This is a genomic window from Pseudomonas sp. Pse1 (genome assembly GCF_024519635.1).
In the GTDB taxonomy this organism is placed as follows: domain Bacteria; phylum Pseudomonadota; class Gammaproteobacteria; order Pseudomonadales; family Pseudomonadaceae; genus Aquipseudomonas.
In genome coordinates, this window is record NZ_JALJRO010000023.1 from 26,383 (window position 1) to 53,199 (window position 26,817).

Consider the following 26,817-nt stretch of genomic DNA (forward strand, 5'->3'; position numbering starts at 1 on the left):
CGCAGCGAAAGGGCCGGAACAGCCAACAAACATCTCAAAACAGAGACAAATCTTGAGAAAACATCACAAAAATAGAAACTAATTGTTATAAATCAACAGCTTAGAAACCTGGCACAAATCCCGCTATAGCACTCTCCCACACGCTTCACCTCAAAAAAATAACAATCCAGGAGACACACCATGAGTGTGATCATCGCTTTGGCAGCCCTCGCGCTGTTGATGCTCGCCGCTTACCGTGGCTACAGCGTTATCCTCTTCGCCCCCATTGCCGCCCTTGGCGCCGTCCTGCTCACCGACCCTTCCGCCGTTGCGCCCGCCTTCACCGGCGTGTTCATGGAGAAAATGGTCGGCTTCATCAAACTGTATTTCCCGGTATTCCTGCTCGGTGCGGTGTTCGGCAAGCTGATTGAGCTGTCCGGCTTCTCGCGCTCGATCGTCGCCGCCGCCATCCGCGTGCTCGGCACCCGCCAGGCGATGCTGGTGATCGTGCTGGTCTGCGCCCTGCTCACCTACGGCGGCGTGTCGCTGTTCGTGGTGGTGTTCGCGGTGTACCCGTTTGCCGCCGAGATGTTCCGTCAGAGCAATATCCCCAAGCGGCTGATCCCGGCGACCATCGCCCTCGGTGCGTTTTCGTTCACCATGGACGCCCTGCCCGGCACCCCGCAGATTCAGAACATCATCCCCAGCACCTTCTTCAACACCACCGCCTGGGCCGCACCGTGGCTGGGCCTGATCGGCACGATTTTCGTGTTCTGCGCCGGCATGCTGTTCCTCCAGCGCCAGCGCAACAAGGCGCTGCGCAACGGCGAAGGCTACGGCACTGAACTGCGCAACGAGCCGGAAACCGCTGAAGACCTGAAACTGCCGAACCCCTGGCTGGCGATCTCGCCGCTGCTGGCGGTGGGCGTCATGAACCTGCTGTTCACCCACTGGATTCCCCAGTGGTATGGCAAGACCCACAGCCTCAGCCTGCCGGGCATGAGCGCACCGGTGACCACCGAAATCGCCAAGCTCACCGCGATCTGGGCGGTTCAGGCGGCGTTGCTGGTGGGCATCCTGATGGTCTTGGTGTTTGGCTTCCAGGCGATTCGCAGCAAGCTCGCCGAAGGCAGCAAAAGCGCGGTCAGCGGCGCCTTGCTGGCGGCGATGAATACCGCCTCGGAATACGGTTTCGGCGCGGTCATCGCTTCGTTGCCAGGCTTCCTGGTACTGGCCGACTGGCTGAAAAGCATCCCCAACCCGCTGGTCAACGAAGCGATCACCGTGACCCTGCTGGCCGGTATCACCGGTTCCGCGTCCGGCGGCATGAGCATCGCCCTGGCCGCCATGGCCAATGACTTCATCGCCGCCGCCCACGCCGCGAACATTCCGCTGGAAGTGCTGCACCGGGTCGCCGCCATGGCCAGCGGCGGCATGGACACCCTGCCGCACAACGGCGCGGTGATCACCCTGCTGGCGGTCACCGGGCTGACCCACCGCGAAGCCTATAAAGACATTTTCTGTATTACGCTGATCAAGACGCTGGCGGTCTTCGTCGTAATCGCAACCTTCTATGCCACCGGCATTGTGTGAGGCAACCATGACCACCCTGAATGGCAAGACCGCACTGGTCACCGGCTCCACCAGCGGCATCGGCCTGGGCATCGCCCTGAGCCTGGCCAAGGCTGGCGCCAACCTGATTCTCAACGGCTTCGGCGACGCCTCGAAGGTGATTGCCGAGGTCGCACAATTTGGCGGAAAAGTCGGCCATCACCCGGCCGACGTCAGCGACCCGACTCAGATCGCCGACATGCTCGCCTACGCCGAACGCGAGTTCGGCGGTGTCGACATTCTGGTCAACAACGCCGGCATCCAGCACGTCGCGGCGGTGGAAGAATTCCCGGTGGAGCGCTGGGATTCGATCATCGCGATCAACCTGTCGTCGGTGTTCCACAGCACTCGTCTGGCCTTGCCGGGCATGCGCGCCAAGGGCTGGGGGCGGATCGTCAACATTGCCTCGGTGCATGGCCAGGTCGGTTCGCTGGGCAAGTCCGCGTACGTCGCCGCCAAGCACGGGGTGATCGGCCTGACCAAGGTGGTTGGCCTGGAGACCGCCACCAGCAATGTCACCTGCAATGCGATCTGCCCCGGCTGGGTGCTGACGCCGCTGGTACAGAAGCAGATCGACGACCGCATCGCCAGTGGCATCGACCCGCAACAGGCACAACACGACCTGCTGGCCGAGAAGCAGCCGTCACTGGAATTCGTCACCCCGCCGCAACTCGGCGAGCTGGTACTGTTCCTTTGCAGCGAGGCCGGCAGCCAGGTGCGTGGCGCAGCCTGGAACATCGACGGTGGTTGGTTGGCGCAGTAAACAGCGACACCCGACAACAATAAAAATCAGGGAAATCCAATGTCAGAGATCTTGTGGCAACCCAGCGCCGAGCGCATCGCCAACACACGCATGGATGGGTTCCGGCGCCTGTGCAACCAGCGCCTCGGGCTGGACCTCGACGACTATCCGGCCTTGCATCGATGGAGCATCGAGCATCGCGAAGACTTCTGGCAGGCGATCGTTGATTTCCTCGATGTGCGCTTCGTCGAACCGCCCGCTACGGTCTTGCGCGAAGGCCCACAGATGCCCAGCGCCGAGTGGTTTCCCGGAGCGACCCTGAACTTTGCCGAACACCTGCTGCGCCGCCGCGACGACGGCGTGGCGGTGGTGGCAATCGGTGAGGACGGCCAGCGCGAACAACTGACCTTTTCCGAACTGGCATCCCACGTCGCCGGTCTGCAAAAGAGCCTGCAAGCCGCCGGTGTTGGCGTCGGCGACCGGGTCGCGGCGTGCATGCCCAACACCTGGCAGACCCTGGTCGGCATGCTCGCGACCACCAGCCTCGGCGCCGTCTGGTCGTGCTCCTCGCCGGACTTTGGCACCCAGGGGGTGATCGACCGTTTCGGCCAGATCGAACCCAAGGTATTGATGACCTGCGCCGGTTATCGCTATGCCGGCAAGACCCTCAACCAGACCGCCAAGGTCAACGAAATCCTTGCCCGCCTGCCGTCGCTGCGGCAACTGCTGATCGTCCCTTACGCCCGCCCCGAGGCGCAGCCAACGGACTATCACACCGAGGCCCAAGTGGCGTTGTGGGACGCGTTCTACGAGGCCGGCGGCGAACCGGAATTTGTCCCGGTGCCCTTCGCCCATCCTCTGTACATCCTCTATTCCAGCGGCACCACCGGGGTGCCGAAGTGCATCATCCACGGCACCGGTGGCGTGCTCCTGCAACACGTCAAGGAGCACGGCCTGCACACCGACCTCGGCCATGACGATCGACTGTTCTACTACACCACCTGTGGCTGGATGATGTGGAACTGGCTGGTCTCGGCCCTGGCGGTGGGCAGCAGCGTCGTGCTGTATGACGGCTCGCCGTTCGAGCCCGGGCCGCAGCGCCTGCTCGACCTCATCGACCGCGAGTCGATCACCGTCTTCGGCACCAGTCCCAAGTACCTCGCCACCCTGGAAAGCCAGGGCCTGCAACCACGCCTGAGCCACAACCTGAGCAGCCTGAAAACCCTGCTCTGCACCGGCTCGGCGCTGTCGCCGCAGAGCTACGACTACGTCTATCGCGAGATCAAGGCTGACCTGTGCCTGGCCTCTATGTCCGGCGGCACCGACATTGTCTCCTGCTTCGTCAACGGCAACCCGCTGACCTCGGTGCGCCGCAGCGAGATGCAGGGCAAGAGCCTGGGCATGGCCATCGAAGTGTGGAACGACGCCGGGCAGCCGGTGATCGGCGAGAAAGGCGAACTGGTCTGCACCCGCCACTTCCCGGCCATGCCGATTGGCTTGTGGAATGACCCGGACGGGGAAAAGCTGCGCGCCTCGTATTTCAGCCAGTTCCCGGGAGTCTGGGCCCAAGGCGACTATGCCGAGGAATTGGCCCACGGAGGCTGGATGATCCACGGGCGCTCCGATGCGGTGCTCAATCCGGGTGGGGTGAGAATCGGCACGGCCGAGATCTATCGCCAGGTCGAGAAAGTCACGCAGGTGCTCGACAGCGTCGCCATCGGCCAGCAATGGCAGGACGACGTACGCGTGGTGCTGTTCGTGCGCTTACAGGATGGCGTGGTGCTCGACGACGAGTTGCAGCAGCAGATTCGCCAGGTGATCCGCGCCAACACCACCCCCCGCCACGTGCCAGCGAAGATAGTCGCAGTCTCCGACATCCCGCGCACCATCAGCGGCAAAGTCGTCGAGCTGGCGGTGAAGAATGTGGTGCATGGCCGGCAGGTAAAAAACACCGACGCCCTGGCCAATCCCGAGGCGCTGGAGCAATACCGCGATCGCCCGGAATTGCGGGATTGAACACACCCCCCCTGTAGGAGCGAGCCTGCTCGCGATGAGGCCATCAGCCACACCGCATCAACTTCATCGCCAGCAGGCTGGCTCCTACAAAGGAACTGAGCCGCGCCCAACACTCAAATACACATCCAACGAGACTTTTCCCGCCCGCCGACGTCTACATCCTCAACACGCACTGGATGAAGGACTCAGGAACCTCGATGAACCGATCCCCTACCGGCGACGCCCAGGCCCTGATTGCCCGACTCGATGGCACACGCAGCCCGTTGGGCGACGCCAGTCACTGGCCGCAGAGCCTGCGCACCGCCGTCGACATCGTGATCCACTCGCCGATGCCGATGCTTCTGCTCTGGGGCCCGCAGCTGTCGCAGATCTACAACGACGGCTTTGCCCTGCTGGCCGGCAACAAGCACCCGCATGCCTTCGGTCAGCCGATCCACGACACCTGGCCGGAGCTTCGCGAGTTCACCACGCCGATCTACGATGCCGTACTACAAGGCCAGGTGCGTTTCTTTAGCGAGCAGCGCTTCGTCCTGCAACGCGAACAGCACGAGCAGGAATTCTTCCTCGACCTGACCTACAGCCCGATCCGCGACGAACTCGGCGAGGTCGCCGGGATCCTGGTCACCGCTATCGAGACCAACGAACGCCGACGCATCGCCCTCGAACTCAAGCAGCGTTCCGAAGCCAGCCTGCGCGCCCAGCAGGACAGCGAGCAGCGCCTGCAACTGGCCCTCGCCGCCACCGAAGCGGTGGGCACCTGGGACTGGGATATCGGCAGCGACCGCTTCATCGCCGACGCGCACTTCGCCCAGCTGCACGGCGTCGACCCGACGCTGGCCAATCAACTACCGATCAGCGAGTACCTGCACGGCGTCCACCCGGAAGACCGCGCTATCGTCGCGCGCAGCATCAAGCACTGCATCAGCCAAGGCACCGAATACGCCGAGGAATACCGCCTGCAACAAGCCGATGGCGAGGTCCGTTGGGTGTTCGCTCGGGGCCGTTGCTACAAGGATCACCATGGCCGGCCAATGCGCTTTCTTGGCGCGGCCCTCGACCTCACCGAACGCAAGCACACCGAACAGGCACTGCGCCAGAGCCAGACCGAACTGCAACTGATCATTAACGCCATGCCGGTGCTGATCAGCTATGTCGACCACGAGCAACGCTTTCGCCTGAACAACAGTGCCTACCTCGACTGGTACGGCAAGACCCCGCAGGAGCTGTACGGCAAGACCATTCTCGAAGTGCTCGGGCCGGAGATCTATGCCACCCGCGTCGAACACATACGCGCCGCGCTGGCCGGTAAGCCGTGCAGCTTTGAAGCCTACTCGCCGCACCGCGATGGCCGGCCACGCTATGCACTGATGAAATACTTGCCGCGTTTCGGTCCCGACGGCGCGGTCAACGGTTTCTACATCTTCGTGATCGACGAGACCGAGCGCAAACAGACCGAGGAAGCCCTGCGCAATCTCAATGAAACCCTGGAAGAACGGGTCGCCACCCGCACCGAGGCGTTGGCCGAGCTCAACCATCGCCTGCAGAACGAAATGTTCGAGCGCGAACGGGCCGAAGACGCCCTGCGCCATGCGCAAAAAATGGAAGCTGTGGGGCAACTCACCGGCGGTATCGCCCACGACTTCAACAACATGCTCACCGGGATCATCGGCAGCCTCGACATGATCCAGCGCTACATCGGCGAAGGTCGCATCGAGGACATCGGCCGCTTTGCCGACGCAGCCGTGTCCTCGGCCAACCGTGCCGCGGCGCTGACCCACCGCCTGCTGGCGTTCTCCCGGCGCCAGTCGCTGGACCGCCGGCCACTGGACCCGAACACCCTGGTGCGCTCGCTGGAAGAACTGATCCGCCGCACCAAGGGCGAACACATCGAGCTCACGTTCGAACTGGCGCCGGACGTGTGGCCGGTCAACACCGACGCCGGGCAACTGGAGAACGCCCTGCTCAACCTGGTGATCAACGCCCGCGACGCCATGCCCGACGGCGGCGAGTTGCTGATCGAAACCGCCAACAGCTACCTCGACGGCAGCGACATCAGCACCCTGGAACCGGTCAAGGCCGGCGACTATGTGATGCTCGGCGTGCGCGACAACGGCTCCGGCATGACCGCGCGGGTGCTGGCCAAGGCCTTCGATCCGTTCTTCACCACCAAGCCCATTGGCCAGGGCACCGGCCTCGGGCTGTCGATGATCTACGGTTTTGCCCAGCAGTCTGGCGGCCACGTGACCCTCGACAGCGAACCCGGCAAGGGCACCTGCGTGCGCCTGTACCTGCCACGCCTGCACAACCCGACGCAGCCGATCTCGGACGACTCACTGAAGCTCGACAGCCATTTTGCCGCCGCCGGCGAATGCGTGGTGCTGGTCGAGGACGACCCGGCGGTGCGCCTGCTGGTGCTCAATGTACTGCACGAACTGGGCTACGCCACCCATGAAGCGCAAAACGCCAACAGTGCCCTGCCGCTGCTGGAATCGCCGACGCGCATCGATTTGCTGGTCACCGATGTTGGCCTGCCGGGCATGAATGGCCGGCAGTTGGCCGAGATCGCCCGCCAGCATCGCCCCGGGCTCAAGGTGCTGCTCATGACCGGCTACGCGGAAAAGGCCGCCGAGCGCCAGGGCTTTCTCGAGGAGGGCATGGACCTGCTGGTCAAGCCATTTACCATTGAGCAACTGGCCGGCAAGATTCGTCAGATGATCAGCCACAACGACTGAGATCAGGCATAATCGCGCCCCGCCGTCACCACCGCTGCAAGGTATTTGCCCCATGAAAGCCCAAGCCCGCCACATTCTGGTGAAGACCTCTGACGAGGCCGAACAGCTCAAACAGCGCATCGCCAAGGGCGAAGCCTTTGACGTGCTGGCCAAGAAGTTCTCCATCTGCCCCTCCGGCAAGCGCGGTGGCGACCTCGGCGAAGTGCGCCCGGGGCAGATGGTCGGCGCCATCGATGCGGTGATCTTCAAGAAGCCGTTGCGGGTGGTGCACGGGCCGATCAAGAGCAAGTTCGGCTACCACCTGGTGCAGGTGTTTTTCCGCGACTGAAGCATGCCGACTAGAAGCAGGTGTCCAGGCTCTCGATCACCTGCAACTGCTCATCCACCAACAAGACGCTGCGCCATTTGTCGAAGGTCAGGCAGGGGTGGGAAGCACCGAAGGCGATGATGTCGCCGATCCGCAACTCGACTCCCGGCGCAACGGTCATGAACGCATGCTGGTCCATCACCTTGGTGACCTGACAGGCGCTGACGTCATCCCCTGATGCCGGTAAAACACCAGCCCTGTAACGCAGCAACGGCACCGGCAACCCGGCGTCATACGCGACGTCGCGCTTGCCCAGTGCGACGACGGCTAAGCCCGGCTCCGGCAGCGACTGCACATGGGCCCAGACTTCCAGCGCCGGGCGCAGGCCTTCGTGCAGATCGCTGCGTCGATCCAGCACGCAGCATTGCGCCTCCTTGTAGATGCCGTGGTCGTGGGCCACGTAACTGCCGGGACGCAACACGCTAAGGAAGCGCCCGCTGGCGTTCTGCGCTGCGAAGGATTCGGCGATCAGGTCATACCAGGCCGAGCCCGAGGCGGTGATGATCGGCCGCTCGCTGGCAAAGGCGCCGCTGTCCTGCAGTTGCACCGCAAGGCGCACCAGCGAATGGGCAAACTGGCGAATCCCGCTGACCGCCTGCTCGCCGTGAATCACCCCTTCATAGCCCTCGATGCCGGTGAGTGCCAGCGCCGGTTGCGCCTTGATCGCCGCCACCAGGGCCAGCACCTCGGCCTCAGTGCGGCAGCCGCAGCGCCCGCCGACCACGCCGTACTCAATCATTACGTTCAAGCGCTGACCGCGCCCGGCGAAAAACGCCCCGAGCTCGGCGACGTTGTCCGGGTGATCGACCATGCAATGAAACTCGAAGTCTGGGTCGCTCAACAGCTCGCTGATCAAGGCCATGTTCGGCGCGCCGACCAACTGATTAGCCAACAACACCCGGCGCACGCCATGGGCATAGGCGGCGCGGGTCTGCACGGCAGTGGCAAGGGTGATGCCCCAGGCGCCCGCGTCGAGTTGGTGGCGGAACAAAGCCGGGATCATGCTGGTCTTGCCGTGGGGCGCCAGCTCGGCGCCGCTGGCCGTGACGAATTGCTGCATCCAGCGAATGTTGTGCTCCAGCGCCTCGCGGTGCAGCACCAATGCCGGCAGACTGACGTCGCGCACCAAATGGGCACCCGCTGGTGCCGCGCCTTTTTCCACGACCGTATTCACTGTTGAAGACATGGGTTAACTCCTTGCTCGGCAGGGTTATTCGTTGATGCGACGTGCCAGGCGGTTGGCGCTGTCGATCAGCACCCGGCGGTAGTCATCATGGTTGCGTTCGGCGTCGGCCCTTGGGGCGACGATGCACAGCGTGGCAATCGCCACGCCGCCGGGATCTTTGACCGGGGCGGCAAAACAATGGGTGAAGGTGTCAGCGACACTGTCGAAGGAGAAAAATCCTTCGGCGCCGGCCTGGCGGATCTGTGCAAGGAACTGCTCCAGCGGCAGACGCTGGCCGTCGGGCAGAATGAAATCCTCGTCGTCGATCAGCTCGGCAATCTGCTGGTCGCTCAGATGCGCCAGCAGCAGGCGACCGGAGGCGGTCCAGGGAATCGGCGCGCTCTCGCCGATATTCGAGGAGATGCGGAAATGCCGCTCGCCCTCTTTCATCAGCGCCACGGTGTACTTGCGGCCATTGAGCAGGCACATCTGCGCAGTTTCGCGGGTCTGCCGGACGATCTCCTGCAGGGCCTGGTCCGCCTCGCGGCTGAGGTCGAAATGACGCAGGTGCGCCTGGCCGAGGAAATACAGCTGGCGTCCGAGGTAGACGTGACCGTCCTTGCCCACCGGCTCGAGGATGCGTCGCTCAAGCAGTGACGCCACCAGCTCATAGACCGTGGACTTGGGGCTGCCGATAGCGTTGGCAATGTCGTTGGGCCGCAGCGGCTGGCCGATTTCCTTGAGGAAATCGAGGATATCGAACGCCCGGTCCAGGCCACGGGCCCGGCGCTTGATCGGGTCTTCGCTCATGGCCGGCTCAGGCCTTTTTCTTGTAGGCGATGCAATCGATCTCGACCTTGCAGTCGACCATCATGCTCGCCTGCACACAGGCGCGGGCCGGCGCGTGCTCGGGGCTGAAGTACTCGGCGAAGACCTTGTTGAAACTCCAGAAATCTCGCGGATCGTCGAGCCAGACGCCGGTGCGCACCACGTCTTCCAGGCCATAACCGGCTTCTTCGAGGATCGCGATCAGATTGCGCAGGGTCTGGTGGGTCTGCTCGACGATGCCGCCGGCAATGATCTCGCCATCCAGCGCCGGCACCTGGCCCGACACATGCAGCCAGCCGTCGGCTTCGACGGCGCGGGCGAAAGGACGTGGCTGGCCGCCACCAGCGGTGCTGCCGGTACCGTATCGGGTGATGCTCATGGGGCTTTCTCCTGGCTGTAGATTCCGCTATAGCGGAATCGTGTTCGCGTTAACGGAATTAATCGAGAAAGTCTGCCATAAATCCCGATGCATTTGCTTGCTCAATCCGGGAATAAACCTCCTCGGGGTACGTCGTACTGGCGTTGAAATCCTTCAAACGCCTAGACAGGAACCCCATCATGAAAACCGCCTTGCTTGGCCTGGCCCTGCTCAGCCTGAGCCCCCTGGTCTCAGCCGCCACCGCCCCGGCACCTGCTGCAGAGGACTATCACCGGGGGATGCACCTGGATATCGCCCGGGTGATCTCGACCTCCGACTACGGGTACTGCGGGATCGGCACGCGGGAACTGACGTACGCTGACTCCCAGGGCGTGGTGCACACCCTGCGCTATCAGGCTTATGGCGATGGTTGCATCGATCAGGGCAGCTAGCCGTTGAGGCCGAATCAGTCGTCGATATGCCGATATTCGGCGTTCAACGCGCGAGCCAGAGTTTGCGCCCGACCGAGGCGGATCGGCCCGCGCTCGATGTCCACCAGCAGGCTCGGGCAGGCGAAGGCCGGCACCTCGGGCATCGATTTCAGCCGGCCATCGGTCAAGAGCAGGATGCGCTGCTGTTCGGCCGGATAACGCTTTTGCCGGCGCGCCAGCCAGGTCTCGGCCTCAGCCAATGCCGCCGATAACGGCGTCCCGCCCGCCGCCCCCAGCGCATCGAGCCATTCGCGCAAGCTGGCCGAGGCTTTCAGGCCTTGCACTTGCCAACGCGGTGCGCTGCCGCTGGCAGTGAGCAAGGCCAGCCGCGCGCGCTGGCGGTAGGCGTCGTCGAACAACTGCGCCAACAAGCCTTTGGCATCGCTCAAAGCGTGATGGCGGCGGGTCGAGGCCGAGGCGTCGACAATCACCAGCCACAACTCATGAGGACTGCGTGTACGCAGGTGAAACAACAGGTCGTCGCGCTGCCGGGGACGGCCATTGAGCAAGGTCCCTGGCCAGTTCACCGTGCCGCTGCTGGCGGCCTGACGTTGCCCCTGGCGGCCATGTTTCAAGTGCCCGGCGCGGGGCCTGGCATTCGCCCCCACCGTTGCACGAGGGCGAATGCCTAGGGCTTTTTTGGCCAGCTCGGCACCTCACGGCGAGCGCCGGTGGGCAGTGCCTGGGCCGGCAACTCGCCCCACTGGCCCTGGCCTTCGTCGGGCCGTGATGATTGGTTGGGCGAGGCTTGGGTGGCCGGTGGCTGGCTGTGGTTTTGCGCAGATGGGTTGCGTCGACGATGACGCAGGGCAAACTCGGCCACCGCGTCGATATCTTCCTCGCTGATGGCTGCAGCACGGCGCCAGGCGGCATGGGCGCGCGCGGCACGCAGCCAGACCAGGTCGGCGCGCAGGCCATCGACTCCGGCGGCAAAGCAGCGTTCGGTAATCTGCGCCAGGGCCGTGTCGTCCAGGGGTATCGCCGCCAGCCCCTCACGGGCACGCTGGCAGCGCTCGCGCAGTTGCTGTTGCGCTTCTTGCCATTGTTCGCAGAAGCCTTGCGGATCGCTGTCGAAGTCCAGGCGGCGACGGATAATCTGCCCACGCTCCAGCGGTTCAGTGTGACCGTCGAGGGCGACGTTGAGGCCGAAGCGGTCGAGCAGTTGCGGACGCAACTCGCCCTCCTCCGGGTTCATGGTGCCGATTAGCACGAAGCGCGCTGGATGCCGATGGGAAATGCCGTCGCGCTCCACCAGGTTGGTACCGCTGGCGGCGACATCGAGCAGCAGGTCCACCAGGTGATCGGGCAGCAGGTTGACTTCATCGACGTACAGCACGCCACCGTCAGCCTTGGCCAAGACGCCCGGGGAAAACTGCGCACGACCCTCGCCCAGCGCCGCGTCGAGGTCGAGGGTGCCGACCAGCCGCTCTTCGGTAGCGCCCAACGGCAAGGTGACGAACTGCCCGCTGGCCAGCAGATCGGCCAGGCCCCGGGCCAGGGTCGACTTGGCCATGCCCCGCGGTCCCTCGATCAGCACACCGCCGATTTTCGGGTCGATTGCGCTCAGGCACAGCGCCAGTTTCAAGGCATCGGCGCCGACCACGGCGGACAGCGGAAAATGCGGGACGTCAGTCATCTCGGCTCTCGTACTTGGGTTCAACTCTCTTCCTCGATATCCAGCAGCAGGTGTTCCAGCGCTTCGCGGTAGGCCCCTGGCTCCTGCCACAAGCCGCGCTGCTGGGCTTCCAGCAGGCGCTCGGTCATGTCGCGCAGGGCATGGGGATTATGCTGCTGGACGAACGCTCGGGTCGATGGATCGAGCAGGTAGGCATCCGCCAGCAAGGCGTACTGGTGATCGTCGATCAGCTGCGTGGTGGCGTCGAAGGCGAACAGGTTGTCGACGGTCGCCGCCAGCTCGAACGCACCTTTATAGCCGTGGCGCTTAACCCCCTCAATCCACTTCGGATTGGCAGCCCGCGAGCGAATCACCCGGTTCAGTTCTTCCTTGAGGGTGCGGATCTTCGGCAGGTCCGGCTGGCTGTGATCGCCGTGATAACTGGCCGCCGCTGCACCGCTGAGGCTTTCCACGGCGGCGAGCATGCCACCCTGGAATTGGTAGTAGTCGTTGGAATCGAGCAGGTCGTGCTCGCGGTTGTCCTGGTTCTGCACCACCGCCTGCACCTGGCTCAGGCGCTGAGCAAACTGTGTGCGCGCCGCCGTACCTTCGTCGGCGCCGCCATAGGCGTAGCCGCCCCAGTTCAGGTAGACCTCGGCCAGGTCGTCGCGGCTTTGCCACAGACGCCCGTCGATCGCGCCCTGCACGCCAGCACCGTAGGCACCGGGCTTGGCACCGAAAATCCGCCAGCCGGCCTGGCGCGCCGCCGCATCGGCATCGAGTCCGGACTGCAGCAGCGTCTCGCGCTCCTGACGCACCTTGGCCGCCAGCGGGTTGAGGTCATCCGGCTCGTCCAGCGCGGCCACCGCTTGCACGGCGGCGTCGAACAGGCGGATCAGGTTGGCGAAGGCATCGCGGAAGAATCCGGACACGCGCAAGGTCACGTCGACCCGTGGCCGGTCGAGCAGGCTCAGCGGCAGGATTTCGAAGTCATCGACCCGCTGGCTGCCCGTGGCCCACACCGGACGCACGCCCATCAGCGCCATGGCCTGGGCAATGTCGTCGCCGCCGGTGCGCATGGTCGCCGTGCCCCACACTGACAGGCCGAGCTGGCGCAAGTGATCGCCGTGGTCCTGCAGGTGCCGTTCGAGAATCAGGTTGGCCGATTGAAAACCGATGCGCCAGGCGGTGGTGGTCGGTAGGTTGCGCACGTCCACCGAGTAGAAATTACGCCCGGTGGGCAACACATCGAGGCGCCCACGACTTGGCGCACCACTGGGGCCGGCGGGGACGAAACGTCCGGCGAGGGCGCTGAGCAAACCGTGCATTTCCGCCGGGCCGCAGGCGTCCAGGCGCGGGGCGACGACTTCGCGCAGGTGGTCGAGGATGGCTTCGACTTCTACCGATGCAGACCATTGCAGGAGCGAGCCTGCTCGCGATGGAGTGTCAGGCGACTGCGATGTGTCTGATACACCATCGCGAGCAGGCTCGCTCCTACAGGTATCAGGGCTCAATGTCTGGGAGATGAGTTGGCTGGCAAACAACTCCAACCGCTCACGGCTATCCCCCGCAGTGCGCCAGGGCTCGTCGGTAATCGCGGCCAACACCTCCGGGCGCGGTCCGCTCCAGGGTTCGGCCAGGGCACAATCCAGCGGATCAAACCCCAGCGCAAAGGCTTTGCTCAACGCCCGCAACAAGCTCGATTGCGCCCCCCGACCATCCCCCCGGGGAATGCGCAACAACGCGAGCAAGGTGTCGATGCGCAAACGCCCACTCGGCGACTCGCCGAATACATGCAGCCCATCGCGAATCTGCGATTCCTTGAGGTCGCAGAGGTAGGTGTCCAGGCGCGGCAGCCAGATCGCCGCGTCGGCGTCGCTATCGAGTTGCAGCTCACGGTCAATGTGGGTCTCACGCACCAGCGCCAGAATGTCGCGCTGCAGTTCGCGAGCCCGCCGTGGGTCGAGCAGTTGCGCTTCGTAATATTCGTCGGCCAGCAACTCCAGATTGCGCAGCGGGCCGTAGGTTTCGGCGCGGGTCAGGGGTGGCATCAGGTGGTCGATGATCACCGCTTGGGTGCGGCGTTTGGCCTGGGCGCCCTCGCCCGGGTCGTTGACGATAAACGGGTAGATGTTCGGCAGCGGCCCGAGCAGCGCATCCGGCCAGCACTGCTCGGACAGGCCAACACCCTTGCCCGGCAGCCATTCTAGGTTGCCGTGTTTGCCGACATGGATCAGCGCATGGGCGCCGTAGACCTTGCGCAGCCAGAAGTAGAACGCCAGGTAGGCGTGGGGCGGCACCAGGTCCGGGTCGTGGTAGACCGCGCTCGGATCGACCTGATAACCGCGCGCCGGCTGGATGCCGACAAAGGTCAGGCCGAAGCGCAGGCCGGCGATCATCAGCCGCCCGTCGCGGTACATCGGGTCCGCGCTCGGCTCGCCCCAGCGTTGCAGCACCGCGCTGCGGTTAGCTTCCGGCAAGGCCTCGAACATCGCCCGGTAATCCTCCAGCGCCAGGCTTTGCTGGCAGGGGCGCAGGTCGATGCTGTCGAGATCGTTACTGACCCCGCCGAGCAGTTGCTGGATCAACGCGGTGCCGCTGACGGGCAGTTCGACCGGCAGCGGATAGCCTTGCTCCTGCAGCGCTCGCAGAATATTCAAGGCCGCTGCCGGGGTGTCCAGGCCGACACCGTTGCCAATGCGTCCATCGCGAGTCGGATAGTTGGCAAGAATCAGCGCCACCCGTTTCTCGCCGTTCGGCACGCGCGCCAACTCGGCCCAGCGCCGGGCCAGTTCGGCGACGAAATCCATGCGTTCGGGGTGCGCCCGGTAACAGACCACATCGCACTGGCTGCGCTCGCTGCGCCAGGCCAGGTCCTTGAAGCTGATGGGCCGACTGATGATCCGCCCATCCAGTTCCGGCAAGGCGATGTGCATCGCCAGGTCACGCGGGCCGAGCCCCTGTTCGCTGGCACTCCAGCCCGGCTCGTTGTCTTGGGCACAGATCGCCTGGATCACCGGGATATCGCGGCGGAACGGCCGCAGGTGCGGCGCCTCGGGGCTGGACTGGGCAAAGCCGGTGGTGTTGAGAATCAGCGCGGCCTGCACCTCGTCCAGCCAGTCTTCGACGACCGTCAGGCAGCCGGGCTCCTTGAGGCTGGCGACGGCGATTGGCAAGGGATTGAGTCCGGCCACCTGCAAGCGCTGGCAGAACACATCGACGAACGCGGTGTTGGCCGCCTGCAAGTGCGAGCGGTAGAACAGCAGCGCCGCCACTGGCTGACCGGGCCGCCAGTCGGCTTGCCAATCGGTCAGGTTAGGATGGGCGTGATGCGGATGATAGATCGCCGTGCGTGGCAGCACTTGCGGCTCGCCCCAGGCATAGTCGCGGCCAAGCCAGCGACTGGCCAGGCAGCGATACAGCTCCAGAGCATTGTGCTTGCCGCCCTGACGCAGGAAGTGCCAGAGCCGCTCGCGGTCTTCCGCCGGCACGGTGCTCAAGTCGCTGAGCTCCGGGTCGGGACGGTCGTCGCCCGGCACCAGAATCAGTTGCACACCGCGCTGCGCCAGTTCGATCAGGCGCTCGACGCCGTAGCGCCAATAGGCGATCCCGCCATGCAGCGAGATCAGGATCACCTTGGCGTGGCGCAGCACCTGATCGACATACAGGTCGACCGAGGCGTGATTCTGCACCTGCATCGGGTTGGCCAGGCGTAGGCTCGGGTAGTCCCCGGGCAGTTGCTGCGCCGCCTCGGCCAGCAGCGCCAGGCTGGAGTCACCGCTGCACAGGATCACCAGCTCGGCGGGGGTTTGCCCGAGATCGGCAATGTTGTCCTCGGAGACGAATCCGCCGGGCTGGGTCCTGAGCAGGTGCATGGATCAGACGCTGAGGGCGGCGCGCAGTTGCGCTTCGAGCAAGGCCGCGTCCAGTTCCTGGCCGATCAGCACCAGGCGCGTGATGCGCGCTTCTTCGGCGCCCCACTGACGGTCGAAGTGCTTGTCGAAACGAGTGCCCACGCCCTGGATCAGCAGGCGCATCGGTTTGTTCGGGATCGCCGCGAAACCCTTGACCCGCAGGATGCCGTGCTGCACCACCAGTTGGGTCAGGGCATCGAGCAGCAGGCTTTCATCGGCTTGCGGCAGTTCGATGGAGATCGAATCGAAGGCGTCGTGATCGTGGTCTTCATGATCGTCGCCGTCATGGTGGTGATCGTGGTGGCTGTGGCGGCTGTCGATGTGTTCTTCGGAGCCGGCACCCAGGCCGATCAGCACGTCCAGCGGCACGCGACCGCTGCTGGCCTCGATGATTTTCACCGCCGGCGGCAGTTCCTCGGCGACTTCCAGGCGCACTCGGGCCAGGTCTTCGGGGTTGATCAGGTCGGTCTTGTTGAGGATCACCAAGTCGGCGCTGGCCAGTTGGTCAGCGAACAGTTCGTGCAGCGGCGACTCGTGGTCAAGGTTCGGGTCGAGCTTGCGCTGGGCGTCAACCTGGTCAGGGAAGGCGGCGAAGGTGCCGGCGGCGACGGCCGGGCTGTCGACCACGGTAATAACCGCGTCAACCGTGCAGGCGCTGCGGATTTCCGGCCACTGGAAAGCCTGGACCAGCGGCTTGGGCAGGGCCAGGCCAGAGGTTTCGATGAGGATGTGGTCGAGGTCGCCACGGCGCGCCACCAGCTCGCGCATCACCGGGAAGAATTCTTCCTGGACGGTGCAGCACAGGCAACCGTTGGCCAACTCGTAGACCCGGCCGCTGGCTTCTTCTTCGGTGCAGCCGATGGAGCACTGCTTGAGGATTTCGCCGTCGATGCCCAGCTCGCCAAATTCGTTGACGATCACCGCGATGCGCCGGCCCTGGGCGTTGTCGAGCATGTGCCGCAGCAAGGTGGTTTTGCCCGAGCCAAGGAAGCCGGTAACGATGGTGACGGGGAGTTTGGCCAGTGTTTTCATCGGATGCCCTTTGGCAAGGTGGCGGGCATACGGGACGAGAACCAGCGACGCAGACGCGCGCGGGAGCAGTTCGCCACCGGATCACCCCGCCCGGTTGTAGTGAGAATCTGGATCGAGGCAGGTCTCCTGGCTGACGGTGGGCCGGTCTTTCGACTGGCGATTACTGCGCCTTCCCGCCGCTCGGAAGAGCGTGCAGTGGCCTGGCAGCAACGACACCGTTCACAGTTGCGGGGGCAGCCGCGGCATCGACCGCGTTCCCTTCTTAGCTTCGGCGCAGGGGCCGAAGAACCTCGAAGGTGCAAGGCTACGCATCGTACTGGGCTCGGTCAATGGTTCTGGTGACCGCAAATCCATTGTGGGAGCGAGCCTGCTCGCGAAGGGGTCAACTCGGTATCAAGATTGACGCCAGCACCCGCCCATGCTCTCCTACACACCTTGTTACGGGTGCCCTTCACAGGGTGAAACGGGAAACCGGTGAATCATGAGCTTTACTTCAAGCCCATGTCAGTCCGGTGCTGCCCCCGCAACGGTAAGCGAGTGAAGAATCACAGCCACTGTGCCTGATGTACAGCATGGGAAGGCGATTCTTGAAGGTTTGGCCAACGCCAGCCCCTCGTGAGCCCGGAGACCGGCCCGCAATACTTGAATAACAAACCCGCGGTGGGCGGGCGCTGTTTCAGTTTCCGCGGCCTGCTCGCGGAGGCTTGCATGCGCACGGATCACCCCTGACTGACCAGAGGTAAGCGCCATGTCGACCATCAGCAGCACTCGCCACGCCACCGCCGCCGGCACCACCACACTGGGCCAACGCCTGGTCGCCGCCCTCAGCGCCTCGATCCTCGGTGCGTGCCTGGTGTACTTCGCCGGCTTCTCGCACATCGAAGCCGTGCACAACGCCGCTCACGACACCCGGCACAGCGCCGCTTTCCCGTGCCACTGAGACCTGCCCAGATGATCAAGCGTATTGCTCAAACCGCAGGTTTCAGCGGGCTGTTGGCCGCCCTTCTGCTGACCCTGCTGCAAAGCTTCTGGGTCTCGCCGCTGATTTTGCAGGCCGAGACCTACGAGAAATCCGAGCCCGCCGTCGAGCAAGTGCATGAACATGCCGACTCGGCGATGGCTGCCCACAGCCACGACGCCGAGGCCTGGGAGCCGGAAGACGGCTGGCAGCGCGTGCTGTCGACCACCGGCGGCAACCTGGTGGTGGCGGTCGGTTTCGCGCTGATGCTCGCCGGACTCTACACCCTGCGCACCCCGACCCGCACGTCCCAGGGCCTGCTCTGGGGCCTGGCCGGTTACGCCACCTTCGTCCTCGCGCCGACCCTCGGCCTGCCGCCGGAGTTGCCGGGCACCGCCGCCGCGGATCTGGCGCAGCGGCAGATGTGGTGGATCGGTACTGCCGCGTCTACTGCTGCCGGTATCGCCCTGATCGCCTTCGGCAAGAACTGGCTGCTGAAGGCACTCGGCGTGGCCATCTTAGCGGTGCCGCACATCGTCGGCGCGCCGCAACCGGAAGTGCATTCGATGCTCGCCCCCGAGGCCCTCGAAGCGCAGTTCAAGATCGCTTCGCAGCTGACCAACGTGGCGTTCTGGCTGGCCCTTGGGCTGATCAGTGCCTGGTTGTTCCGGCGCAAAAGCGCAGGCCACTATCAGGCATGAGTGAAACGCGCGCAGCGCCGACCCTGGTGGTCGGCCTGGGCTGCCAACGCGGCTGCCCGGCCAGCACGCTGCGCGCGTTACTCGACCAGGCCTTGCAGGCACAGCGGATCGATCTGCAATCGATCACGGCGCTGGCGAGCATCGACCTGAAACGTGATGAACCCGGGCTTATCGAACTGGCTGAGCAACTGGGCTTGCCCCTGACCGTGTTCAGCAGCGAGCAATTGTCCGCTTACGAAGCACGGCTTAGCCACCAGTCCCAGATCGCTTTCGAGCGCACGGGTTGTTACGGCGTCGCCGAAAGCGCTGCCCTCGCCCTTGCCGAAGCACTGGCCCAGGCGCCAGCGACCTTGCTGATTTCCCGACAGAAGTATGCGCAAGCGACCTTTGCGTTGGCGTGTGCCGGATAATGGGCAATACCCCGCACACCTGTAGGAGCGAGCGAGTTCCTGCGTTAGCCCCCTTCAATTCTTGCGATAATTCCCTTTTCATCATGAGCATCGCTCATCTGCCCCTTCCCTAGAACCCTCAGGAGCCGGCCATGACCGTCTACTTCATCGGCGCCGGCCCCGGCGATCCGGAACTGATCACCGTCAAGGGCCAGCGGCTGATCCGCAGTTGCCCGGTGATCATCTACGCCGGCTCGCTGGTGCCGGCTGCCGCGCTTGAAGGCCACCAGGCCGAACACGTGATCAACAGCGCCGAACTGCACCTGGAACAGATCATCGAGCTGATCCGCGTGGCTCACGTCCAGGGCCAGGATGTGGCCCGCGTGCATTCCGGCGACCCGAGCCTGTACGGCGCCATCGGCGAGCAGATCCGCCACTTGCGGGCGCTGGGCATCCCCTTCGAAATCATCCCCGGCGTCACCGCCACCGCCGCCTGCGCGGCGTTGCTGGAGGCTGAACTGACCCTGCCGGACATCGCCCAGAGCGTGATCCTCACCCGCTACGCCGACAAGACCAGCATGCCCGCCGGCGAGTCGTTCAGCAGCCTGGCCGCCCACGGCACCACCATGGCCATTCATCTGGGGGTCAATCACCTGGAGAAAATCGTCGCCGAACTGCTGCCCCATTACGGCGCGGATTGCCCGATCGCCGTGGTACACCGGGCCAGTTGGCCGGATCAGGACTGGGTGCTGGGAACCCTCGCCGATATCGCCGAGAAAGTGCAGGCCAAGGGGTTCCGGCGTACGGCACTGATTCTGGTGGGCCGGGTGTTGGCCAGTGACAGTTTCAGCGAGTCATCGCTGTATCGGGCGGGGCATGCGCATTTGTATAGGCCGTAATGTTTCTGCTCTACCACGGCCATTGTCGGAGCTGGCTTGCCAGCGAAAATCGTCAACGATGACGCGTAAAGCCAGATGCTCCTACAGGGCATAAAAAAACGGCGCTCACGGACGCCGTTTTTTTAGTCGCAGCGAACGCCTTAGTAGTAGGCGTTTTCTTTCTGCGTGTGATCGGTCACGTCGCGCACGCCCTTGAGCTCCGGAATGCGCTCGAGCAGGGTGCGCTCGATGCCTTCCTTCAGGGTTACGTCCGCCTGGCCGCAGCCCTGGCAGCCGCCGCCGAACTGCAACACGGCGATGCCGTCTTCAACCACATCGATCAGGCTGACCTGGCCGCCGTGGCTGGCCAGCCCCGGGTTAATTTCGGTTTGCAGGTAGTAGTTGATGCGCTCGTTGACCGGGCTGTCGGCGTTGACCATCGGCACTTTGGCGTTCGGCGCCTTGATGGTCAACTGGCCGCCCATGCGGTCGGTGGCGTAGTCGACGACTGCATCGTCCAGGAAAGCTTCGCTGAAGTGATCGATGTAGGCGGTGAAGCTTTTCAGCCCCAGCGCGGTGTCTTCCGGCTTTTCCTCGCCCGGCTTGCAGTAGGCAATGCAGGTCTCGGCGTACTGGGTGCCAGGCTGGGTGATGAAAACGCGGATGCCGATGCCCGGGGTGTTCTGCTTGGACAGCAGATCAGCCAGGTAATCGTGGGCGGCGTCGGTGATGGTAATAGCAGTCATGGAATTTCCTCGCAGGCTTGGGCGCAGTTTACGCCAAACGTGGCGCCGGACAAAGTCCCAGTATTTTTGTCGGGTTAAAGCGCGGACCTTAATCCGCGCTCAATCACAGGTTCTCGTAGCGATTCATGTCCAGCACGCCCTCTTCCACCGGGTCGGTTTCGTGGATATAGCGGCTCAAATCGTGGAAATACACCCAGAACAGCGGATGGCTGCGACGAATGCCCCAACGCTCGACAATGCGCTCGAAACGGTTGGCGTCCTTGGCGTTTTCCATGTCCTCGACGAATTCCGGCACATCGGCCACCGGAATATTGAACATGAAATTCGGGTAGCTGCTGAGCACGCCGGGATACAGCGTCAGGGTGTCGAGCCCCGGCTGATAGCGCAGCGATTCGCCGAGCATGAACGCCACGTTACTGTGGGCGCGGTTGCGCAGCAGGCTGTAGATCTCGCGCTTGCCGCCAGGGATTTCGATGCGCAGCATGGTCGCTTCCGGCAATTGGTCAATCACCTTCAAGCCTGCCGCCGGGCGCGACACCAGACGACTCAGGACCTGCTCGGCGCCCTGCAGGGCCGGGTCGATATTGGCCCGCGAGCAATAGGCGCCGTCGCAGCGGTTGATCGGATCCGGCCGGGCATTCAGGTCGCCGTAGCGTGCCAGCAACTGGTGGGTGAAGTCGCGCATCGGGTCCTTGGCATCCAGGCTCAGCGCGGTCGGGGTGTCATCGTCGATGTTTTCATAGTCCATCCACATCTTCAGCTTGCCGCTGTTCTGGTACCAGTCGTCGAGGTAGGCATCCCGCGAGTCGGCCGGCATCAGGCGCAGGAAGTTCAGCTCGGCGCCGTTGCGGATCAGGTCGAAATACAGCCGCGTCTGCGCCTGGTGCGAGACGTTGCCGTAAACGTCGAAGTTCACCGCCAATTGGTAGTAGGTGCGCTCCAGCAGCGGGTAGTCGAACAGCCACATGGTCTGCGGCACATCGCCGATCAGGCCCTTGGTCACCGAGGCACTGTCGAAGTGGCGGAAAATGCTCAGCAACGAGTTGTCGTTGCCCGCCCACAGGGTCGACCAACTCGGCGCCGGCGCGTCGGCGTAGCTGTCGCGGCGCAGGGCTTCGTAATCGTTACGTTTGTCGCGGTAGGTGTGCCACAGGCTCAGAACGCTGCCGACATCATCGTTCTGCCCAGGCATCGCCAGCAGCGGCGTGGCCTGGCGCCGGTAGTTCGGGTCGACGATGTACAGGTCATGCTCGGGCGCCTGGAACAGCGCCCAAAAGTTATCGCGGATCACATCGGTCGCGATCTGCCCACGGCACACCGGACCGCGAATAAAGGTGCGCACGAAGTATTCGGCGTTATCCAGCATGAACTGGTAACGCGCCTGAGCCGGAATCGCCTGGAAGGTCTCGAACGGGTTGGCGCGGCGCTCAGGGCCGTAGCCGGGCAAGGCGTCGACTTGCCAGTTGCCGCTGTAGAACAGACTCTTGACCCGGGCCAGCTTGGCCGGGCTCAGCGGATAACTGATGTGGGTCTTGTGCACAATCACCCCCTGCACCGGCCACAGCCGGTAGTACACCTGGGTGCCCGGATCATCGTTGGGGCGGCGACTGGCGATCAGGTCGATCGGCTGGCCGGTCGGGGTGCGCGAACGCACCCACTGGAAGAAGTGCCCGGGCTCGCCACCCTTGAAGTAGACATGGGCGAGAAACAAGTGCTCGTACAGCCAGCGCGCCACCAGGCTTTCCCGGGCGCCTGGGGCATTCAGCAGGTTTTCCCATTGCACCACCTGCGCGGCTTCTTGCGCGCTCGGCGCGAGGGCCTGTTCATCGATGGGCGCGCCCGAGGCGAGCCAGCGTTGCAGGGTCTGGTATTGCGCGTCGGTCAGCCCGGTGACCGCCAGCGGCATGCCTTCTTTCGGGTGCTGGCTGGCATAGCCGTCGAATTCCGCCGGCTGCGGGCACATGTTATTGCGGTTGAGCCCCAGGACGATTTCGTCCGGCAGCTTGGCATTGGGTTGCAATGGGGTCTGGTGCCCCAGCTCGAGCATCCGCGCCATCAACGCGGCCTGGCTGCCCTGGGTCTCGACCACCGGGTAGAAGCCCTTGTTCTGCCAGGCTTGCTTGCCAAAGGCGTCGTAAAAAATCCGCGTCGGGCTCGACGCCGTACTGCGATCACCGTCATAAACCGGGACCTTGCTCGCCCCGCGCGCCGCGCCTTCGCCACTGCCCAGGTTGAGCTGACAGGCGGCGTCGTTGCAGGCGTGGCAGGCCACGCACTTTTCAGTGAAGATCGGCTGGATATCGCGGGTATAGGAGATCGCCGGGGCGCTGTCCTGCGCTGCCGCGAAACTGCTGATAAGCAGCGCAAAAAGGCTGGTGAAAATGCGATACGACATGTCCCGGGTCCCGATCGTGAAAAATCGTCGCGATTCTACCGGGCCAGCACCCTGCCCAACATGAGCGATATTCATGCAAAAGCGCCTTATGCTCCAATAGCGCACAGGTTTGCTATGATTCCCGCCCTTCGTAATAGGCTTACCAGGTAGTCCTTCATGTCCGATCGCAGCGCTCGCCTCCACGTTCTCAAGCAAGCCCTCAAAGAGCGCATCCTGATTCTCGATGGCGGCATGGGCACGATGATCCAGAGCTACAAGCTGGAGGAACAGGACTACCGTGGCAAACGCTTCGCCGATTGGCCGAGCGACGTCAAGGGCAACAACGACCTGCTGGTGCTGACCCGCCCGGACGTGATCGGCTCGATTGAAAAAGCCTACCTCGACGCCGGTGCCGACATTCTCGAGACCAACACCTTCAACGCCACCCAAGTGTCCCTGGCCGACTACGGCATGCAGGGCCTGGCGTACGAGTTAAACGTAGAAGGCGCACGCCTGGCGCGCAAAGTGGCCGATGCCAAGACTCTGGAAACCCCGGACAAGCCGCGTTTCGTCGCCGGCGTTATCGGTCCGACCAGCCGCACCTGCTCGCTGTCGCCGGACGTCAACAACCCGGGCTACCGCAACGTCACCTTCGATGAACTGGTGGAAAACTACACCGAGGCCGCCAAGGGCCTGATCGAAGGCGGCTCGGACCTGATCCTGATCGAGACCATTTTCGACACCCTCAACGCCAAGGCAGCGATTTTCGCCGTGCAGGGCGTGTTCGAGGAGCTCGGCTTCGAGCTGCCGATCATGATTTCCGGGACCATCACCGACGCCTCCGGCCGCACCCTGTCGGGCCAGACCACCGAAGCGTTCTGGAACTCCATCGCCCACGCCAAGCCGATTTCCGTCGGCCTGAACTGCGCCCTCGGCGCCAGCGAGCTGCGGCCGTACCTCGAAGAGCTGTCGAACAAGGCCAGCACCCACGTTTCGGCGCACCCTAACGCCGGCCTGCCCAACGAATTCGGCGAGTACGACGAGTTGCCGGCGGAAACTGCGCGGGTCATCGAAGAATTCGCCCAGAGCGGTTTCCTGAACATTGTCGGCGGTTGCTGCGGCACCACCCCGGGGCACATCGAAGCCATCGCCAAGGCGGTCGCCGGCTACGCACCACGGCAGATTCCGGACATTCCCAAGGCCTGCCGCCTGTCCGGCCTCGAGCCGTTCACCATTGACCGCAGCTCGCTGTTCGTCAACGTCGGCGAGCGCACCAATATCACCGGTTCCGCCAAGTTCGCCCGGCTGATCCGCGAGGACAACTACACCGAAGCCCTGGAAGTTGCCCTGCAGCAGGTCGAGGCCGGCGCCCAGGTGATCGACATCAACATGGACGAGGGCATGCTCGATTCGAAGAAGGCGATGGTCACCTTCCTCAATCTGATTGCCGGCGAGCCGGACATCTCCCGCGTGCCGATCATGATCGACTCCTCGAAGTGGGACGTGATCGAAGCCGGCCTCAAGTGCATCCAGGGCAAGGGCATCGTCAACTCGATCAGCATGAAAGAAGGCGTCGAGCAGTTCATCCACCACGCCAAGCTGTGCAAGCGCTACGGCGCTGCGGTGGTGGTGATGGCCTTCGACGAAGCCGGCCAGGCCGACACCGAAGCGCGCAAGAAAGAAATCTGCAAACGCTCCTACGACATCCTGGTCAACGAAGTCGACTTCCCGCCGGAAGACATCATCTTCGACCCGAACATCTTTGCCGTGGCCACCGGTATCGAGGAGCACAATAACTACGCGGTCGACTTCATCAACGCCTGCGCCTACATCCGTGACGAGCTGCCGTACGCCCTGACCTCCGGCGGCGTGTCCAACGTGTCTTTCTCGTTCCGTGGCAACAACCCGGTGCGCGAGGCGATCCACTCGGTGTTCCTGCTGTATGCGATCCGCAGCGGCCTGAGCATGGGTATCGTCAACGCCGGCCAGTTGGAAATCTACGACCAGATTCCGCTGGAGTTGCGCGACGCGGTCGAGGACGTGATCCTCAACCGCACCCCGGAAGGCACCGACGCCCTCCTCGCCATCGCCGACAAGTACAAGGGCGACGGCAGCGTCAAGGAAGCCGAGACCGAAGAGTGGCGCAACTGGGACGTCAACAAGCGCCTGGAACACGCGCTGGTCAAGGGCATCACCACCCATATCGTTGAAGACACCGAAGAGTCGCGCCTGTCGTTCGCGCGGCCAATCGAGGTTATTGAAGGCCCGCTGATGTCGGGCATGAACATCGTCGGCGACCTGTTCGGCGCCGGCAAAATGTTCCTGCCGCAAGTGGTGAAATCCGCCCGTGTGATGAAACAGGCAGTGGCCCACTTGATCCCGTTCATCGAGCTGGAAAAAGGCGACAAGCCGGAGGCCAAGGGCAAGATCCTGATGGCCACGGTCAAGGGCGACGTGCACGACATCGGCAAGAACATCGTCGGCGTGGTGCTGGGCTGTAACGGCTATGACATCGTCGACCTCGGGGTGATGGTCCCGGCGGAGAAGATCCTCCAGGTGGCCAAGGAGCAGAAGTGCGACATCATTGGCCTGTCCGGGCTGATCACCCCGTCGCTGGACGAAATGGTCCACGTCGCCCGCGAAATGCAACGCCAGGATTTCCACCTGCCGTTGATGATCGGCGGCGCGACCACGTCCAAGGCGCACACTGCGGTGAAGATCGAGCCCAAGTACAGCAATGACGCGGTGGTCTACGTCACCGACGCCTCGCGCGCCGTCGGCGTGGCCACCCAGTTGCTGTCCAAGGAACTGAAGGCCGGTTTCGTCGAGAAAACCCGCCAGGAATACATCGAGGTCCGTGAGCGCACCGCCAACCGCAGCGCCCGTACCGAACGCCTGAGCTACCCGGCGGCGATCGCCAAGAAACCTCAGTTCGACTGGGACAGCTACCAGCCGGTGGTGCCGACCTTTACCGGTGCCAAGGTGCTGGACAATATCGACCTCAAGGTCCTGGCCGAGTACATCGACTGGACGCCGTTCTTTATTTCCTGGGACTTGGCCGGCAAATTCCCGCGCATCCTCGAGGATGAGGTGGTCGGTGAAGCTGCCACTGCGCTCTATGCCGATGCCCAAGAGATGCTCGCCAAGCTGATCGACGAAAAGCTGATCAGCGCTCGGGCGGTGTTCGGTTTCTGGCCGGCCAACCAGGTGCATGACGACGATCTGGAAGTTTATGGCGACGACGGCAAGCCCCTCGCCCGCCTGCATCACCTGCGCCAGCAGATCATCAAGACCGACGGCAAGCCGAACTTCTCCCTGGCCGACTTCGTCGCGCCCAAGGACAGCGGGGTGACTGACTACGTCGGCGGTTTTATCACCACCGCCGGCATCGGTGCCGAAGAAGTGGCCAAGGCCTATCAGGACGCGGGCGACGACTACAACTCGATCATGGTCAAGGCCCTCGCCGACCGCCTGGCCGAGGCCTGTGCCGAATGGCTGCACCAGCAGGTGCGTAAAGAGCATTGGGGTTATGCCAAGGATGAGGCGCTGGACAACGAAGCGCTGATCAAGGAGCAGTACAGCGGCATTCGCCCGGCACCCGGCTACCCAGCCTGCCCAGACCACACCGAAAAGGCCACGCTGTTCAAGCTGCTCGACCCCGAGGCCCACGAGCTCAAGGCTGGACGCAGCGGCGTGTTCCTCACCGAGCACTACGCAATGTTCCCGGCGGCGGCCGTCAGCGGCTGGTACTTCGCCCACCCGCAAGCGCAGTACTTCGCCGTCGGCAAGGTCGACAAGGACCAAGTGCAGAGCTACACCGCGCGCAAGGGCCAGGAACTGAGCGTGACCGAACGCTGGCTGGCGCCGAACCTGGGGTATGACAGCTGATACGCGCTTGAGCGTGCTCCCACTTGTCCCTGT

Annotated in this window: 20 protein-coding genes and 2 riboswitches; of the genes, 11 read left to right on the forward strand and 9 right to left on the reverse strand. The window is 63.8% G+C overall.

The annotated features are described in order from the left end of the window. The first annotated feature begins 180 nt into the window (after positions 1 to 180). The 5 genes from NR126_RS24855 (at position 181) to NR126_RS24875 (ending at position 7,408) form a co-directional block, all read left to right on the forward strand. Positions 181 to 1,572 carry a GntP family permease gene (locus NR126_RS24855; protein ID WP_027620334.1) on the forward strand — a complete coding sequence of 464 codons (1,392 nt, stop codon included), beginning with the start codon at positions 181 to 183 and terminating at the stop codon, positions 1,570 to 1,572. Positions 1,573 to 1,579: 7 nt separating this feature from the next. Beyond that, a complete protein-coding gene (gene hbdH, locus NR126_RS24860) occupies positions 1,580 to 2,353 on the forward strand; it encodes a 3-hydroxybutyrate dehydrogenase (RefSeq protein ID WP_256832169.1) in 774 nt (257 codons plus the stop codon). A gap of 39 nt (positions 2,354 to 2,392) precedes the next feature. Continuing rightward, positions 2,393 to 4,348, forward strand: coding sequence for an acetoacetate--CoA ligase (locus tag NR126_RS24865; protein ID WP_256832170.1), 1,956 nt, complete (start codon positions 2,393 to 2,395; stop codon positions 4,346 to 4,348). 197 nt (positions 4,349 to 4,545) lie between these two features. Beyond that, complete coding sequence (locus NR126_RS24870) at positions 4,546 to 7,080, forward strand: PAS domain-containing protein (protein WP_027620337.1); 2,535 nt, start codon at positions 4,546 to 4,548, stop codon at positions 7,078 to 7,080. A gap of 52 nt (positions 7,081 to 7,132) precedes the next feature. After that, positions 7,133 to 7,408, forward strand: coding sequence for a peptidylprolyl isomerase (locus NR126_RS24875; protein ID WP_027620338.1), 276 nt, complete (start codon positions 7,133 to 7,135; stop codon positions 7,406 to 7,408). 10 nt (positions 7,409 to 7,418) lie between these two features. Here the strand turns inward: NR126_RS24875 and NR126_RS24880 are convergent, their stop codons facing one another. From NR126_RS24880 to NR126_RS24890, 3 genes are read right to left on the reverse strand one after another with little or no spacing between them, the layout of a single operon-like run. Then, the gene (locus NR126_RS24880; protein WP_256832171.1) at positions 7,419 to 8,633 is read right to left on the reverse strand and encodes an amino acid deaminase; all 1,215 of its coding nucleotides are present in this window, start codon (positions 8,631 to 8,633) and stop codon (positions 7,419 to 7,421) included. A 24-nt stretch (positions 8,634 to 8,657) separates the two neighbouring features. Then, positions 8,658 to 9,422 (reverse strand): IclR family transcriptional regulator, encoded by a 765-nt coding sequence (locus NR126_RS24885; protein WP_027620340.1) that lies wholly within the window; start codon positions 9,420 to 9,422, stop codon positions 8,658 to 8,660. A 7-nt stretch (positions 9,423 to 9,429) separates the two neighbouring features. Then, positions 9,430 to 9,819: a RidA family protein gene (locus tag NR126_RS24890; RefSeq protein WP_027620341.1), complete on the reverse strand. Its 390-nt coding sequence runs from the start codon at positions 9,817 to 9,819 to the stop codon at positions 9,430 to 9,432. A gap of 179 nt (positions 9,820 to 9,998) precedes the next feature. On the opposite strand from NR126_RS24890, the gene NR126_RS24895 reads away from it, so the two are divergent. Beyond that, positions 9,999 to 10,250, forward strand: coding sequence for a DUF2790 domain-containing protein (locus NR126_RS24895; protein WP_256832172.1), 252 nt, complete (start codon positions 9,999 to 10,001; stop codon positions 10,248 to 10,250). A gap of 14 nt (positions 10,251 to 10,264) precedes the next feature. On the opposite strand, the gene NR126_RS24900 is transcribed toward NR126_RS24895, so the two are convergent. The 4 genes from NR126_RS24900 to cobW are packed head-to-tail and all read right to left on the reverse strand — an operon-like array spanning position 10,265 to position 16,850. Beyond that, the gene (locus NR126_RS24900; protein WP_256832173.1) at positions 10,265 to 10,864 is read right to left on the reverse strand and encodes a VWA domain-containing protein; all 600 of its coding nucleotides are present in this window, start codon (positions 10,862 to 10,864) and stop codon (positions 10,265 to 10,267) included. 53 nt (positions 10,865 to 10,917) lie between these two features. Next, positions 10,918 to 11,925, reverse strand: a complete 1,008-nt coding sequence (locus tag NR126_RS24905; protein WP_256832174.1) for an ATP-binding protein — start codon at positions 11,923 to 11,925, stop codon at positions 10,918 to 10,920. 20 nt (positions 11,926 to 11,945) lie between these two features. Then, positions 11,946 to 15,779, reverse strand: coding sequence for a cobaltochelatase subunit CobN (gene cobN / locus NR126_RS24910; RefSeq protein ID WP_256832175.1), 3,834 nt, complete (start codon positions 15,777 to 15,779; stop codon positions 11,946 to 11,948). 3 nt (positions 15,780 to 15,782) lie between these two features. Next, positions 15,783 to 16,850 (reverse strand): cobalamin biosynthesis protein CobW, encoded by a 1,068-nt coding sequence (gene cobW / locus NR126_RS24915; protein WP_306219014.1) that lies wholly within the window; start codon positions 16,848 to 16,850, stop codon positions 15,783 to 15,785. Positions 16,851 to 16,948: 98 nt separating this feature from the next. After that, positions 16,949 to 17,158, reverse strand: a riboswitch (cobalamin riboswitch). Positions 17,159 to 17,275: 117 nt separating this feature from the next. After that, a riboswitch (cobalamin riboswitch) is annotated at positions 17,276 to 17,502 on the forward strand. A gap of 96 nt (positions 17,503 to 17,598) precedes the next feature. Between cobW and NR126_RS24920 the strand changes: the two genes are divergently transcribed. From NR126_RS24920 to cobM, 4 genes are all read left to right on the forward strand, one after another. After that, positions 17,599 to 17,790, forward strand: a complete 192-nt coding sequence (locus NR126_RS24920; protein WP_027620347.1) for a CbtB-domain containing protein — start codon at positions 17,599 to 17,601, stop codon at positions 17,788 to 17,790. A gap of 11 nt (positions 17,791 to 17,801) precedes the next feature. Further along, positions 17,802 to 18,509 carry a CbtA family protein gene (locus NR126_RS24925; RefSeq protein WP_256832176.1) on the forward strand — a complete coding sequence of 236 codons (708 nt, stop codon included), beginning with the start codon at positions 17,802 to 17,804 and terminating at the stop codon, positions 18,507 to 18,509. Next, complete coding sequence (locus NR126_RS24930; RefSeq protein WP_027620349.1) at positions 18,506 to 18,919, forward strand: cobalamin biosynthesis protein; 414 nt, start codon at positions 18,506 to 18,508, stop codon at positions 18,917 to 18,919. Before NR126_RS24925 ends, NR126_RS24930 begins: the two co-directional genes overlap by 4 nt. Before the next feature lie 131 nt (positions 18,920 to 19,050). Then, positions 19,051 to 19,797, forward strand: a complete 747-nt coding sequence (gene cobM / locus NR126_RS24935; RefSeq protein WP_027620350.1) for a precorrin-4 C(11)-methyltransferase — start codon at positions 19,051 to 19,053, stop codon at positions 19,795 to 19,797. Between the two features lie 140 nt (positions 19,798 to 19,937). On the opposite strand, the gene nfuA is transcribed toward cobM, so the two are convergent. Beyond that, the gene (gene nfuA / locus NR126_RS24940) at positions 19,938 to 20,522 is read right to left on the reverse strand and encodes a Fe-S biogenesis protein NfuA (RefSeq protein WP_007912592.1); all 585 of its coding nucleotides are present in this window, start codon (positions 20,520 to 20,522) and stop codon (positions 19,938 to 19,940) included. A gap of 103 nt (positions 20,523 to 20,625) precedes the next feature. Next, on the reverse strand, positions 20,626 to 22,917 hold the full coding sequence (locus tag NR126_RS24945; protein ID WP_027620351.1) for a fatty acid cis/trans isomerase: 2,292 nt from the start codon (positions 22,915 to 22,917) through the stop codon (positions 20,626 to 20,628). A 156-nt stretch (positions 22,918 to 23,073) separates the two neighbouring features. Here NR126_RS24945 and metH point away from each other — a divergent pair, with 156 nt between their 5' ends. Beyond that, a complete protein-coding gene (gene metH / locus NR126_RS24950; protein ID WP_105755720.1) occupies positions 23,074 to 26,784 on the forward strand; it encodes a methionine synthase in 3,711 nt (1,236 codons plus the stop codon). Positions 26,785 to 26,817 lie beyond the last annotated feature (33 nt).

Coding starts and splice junctions, on each gene's coding strand:
- NR126_RS24855 (WP_027620334.1), top strand. CDS start 181: ATGAGTGTGATCATCGCTTTGGCAGCCCTCGCGCTGTTGATGCTCGCC.
- hbdH (WP_256832169.1), top strand. CDS start 1,580: ATGACCACCCTGAATGGCAAGACCGCACTGGTCACCGGCTCCACCAGC.
- NR126_RS24865 (WP_256832170.1), top strand. CDS start 2,393: ATGTCAGAGATCTTGTGGCAACCCAGCGCCGAGCGCATCGCCAACACA.
- NR126_RS24870 (WP_027620337.1), top strand. CDS start 4,546: ATGAACCGATCCCCTACCGGCGACGCCCAGGCCCTGATTGCCCGACTC.
- NR126_RS24875 (WP_027620338.1), top strand. CDS start 7,133: ATGAAAGCCCAAGCCCGCCACATTCTGGTGAAGACCTCTGACGAGGCC.
- NR126_RS24880 (WP_256832171.1), bottom strand. CDS start 8,633: ATGTCTTCAACAGTGAATACGGTCGTGGAAAAAGGCGCGGCACCAGCG.
- NR126_RS24885 (WP_027620340.1), bottom strand. CDS start 9,422: ATGAGCGAAGACCCGATCAAGCGCCGGGCCCGTGGCCTGGACCGGGCG.
- NR126_RS24890 (WP_027620341.1), bottom strand. CDS start 9,819: ATGAGCATCACCCGATACGGTACCGGCAGCACCGCTGGTGGCGGCCAG.
- NR126_RS24895 (WP_256832172.1), top strand. CDS start 9,999: ATGAAAACCGCCTTGCTTGGCCTGGCCCTGCTCAGCCTGAGCCCCCTG.
- NR126_RS24905 (WP_256832174.1), bottom strand. CDS start 11,925: ATGACTGACGTCCCGCATTTTCCGCTGTCCGCCGTGGTCGGCGCCGAT.
- cobN (WP_256832175.1), bottom strand. CDS start 15,779: ATGCACCTGCTCAGGACCCAGCCCGGCGGATTCGTCTCCGAGGACAAC.
- cobW (WP_306219014.1), bottom strand. CDS start 16,850: ATGAAAACACTGGCCAAACTCCCCGTCACCATCGTTACCGGCTTCCTT.
- NR126_RS24920 (WP_027620347.1), top strand. CDS start 17,599: ATGTCGACCATCAGCAGCACTCGCCACGCCACCGCCGCCGGCACCACC.
- NR126_RS24925 (WP_256832176.1), top strand. CDS start 17,802: ATGATCAAGCGTATTGCTCAAACCGCAGGTTTCAGCGGGCTGTTGGCC.
- NR126_RS24930 (WP_027620349.1), top strand. CDS start 18,506: ATGAGTGAAACGCGCGCAGCGCCGACCCTGGTGGTCGGCCTGGGCTGC.
- cobM (WP_027620350.1), top strand. CDS start 19,051: ATGACCGTCTACTTCATCGGCGCCGGCCCCGGCGATCCGGAACTGATC.
- nfuA (WP_007912592.1), bottom strand. CDS start 20,522: ATGACTGCTATTACCATCACCGACGCCGCCCACGATTACCTGGCTGAT.
- NR126_RS24945 (WP_027620351.1), bottom strand. CDS start 22,917: ATGTCGTATCGCATTTTCACCAGCCTTTTTGCGCTGCTTATCAGCAGT.
- metH (WP_105755720.1), top strand. CDS start 23,074: ATGTCCGATCGCAGCGCTCGCCTCCACGTTCTCAAGCAAGCCCTCAAA.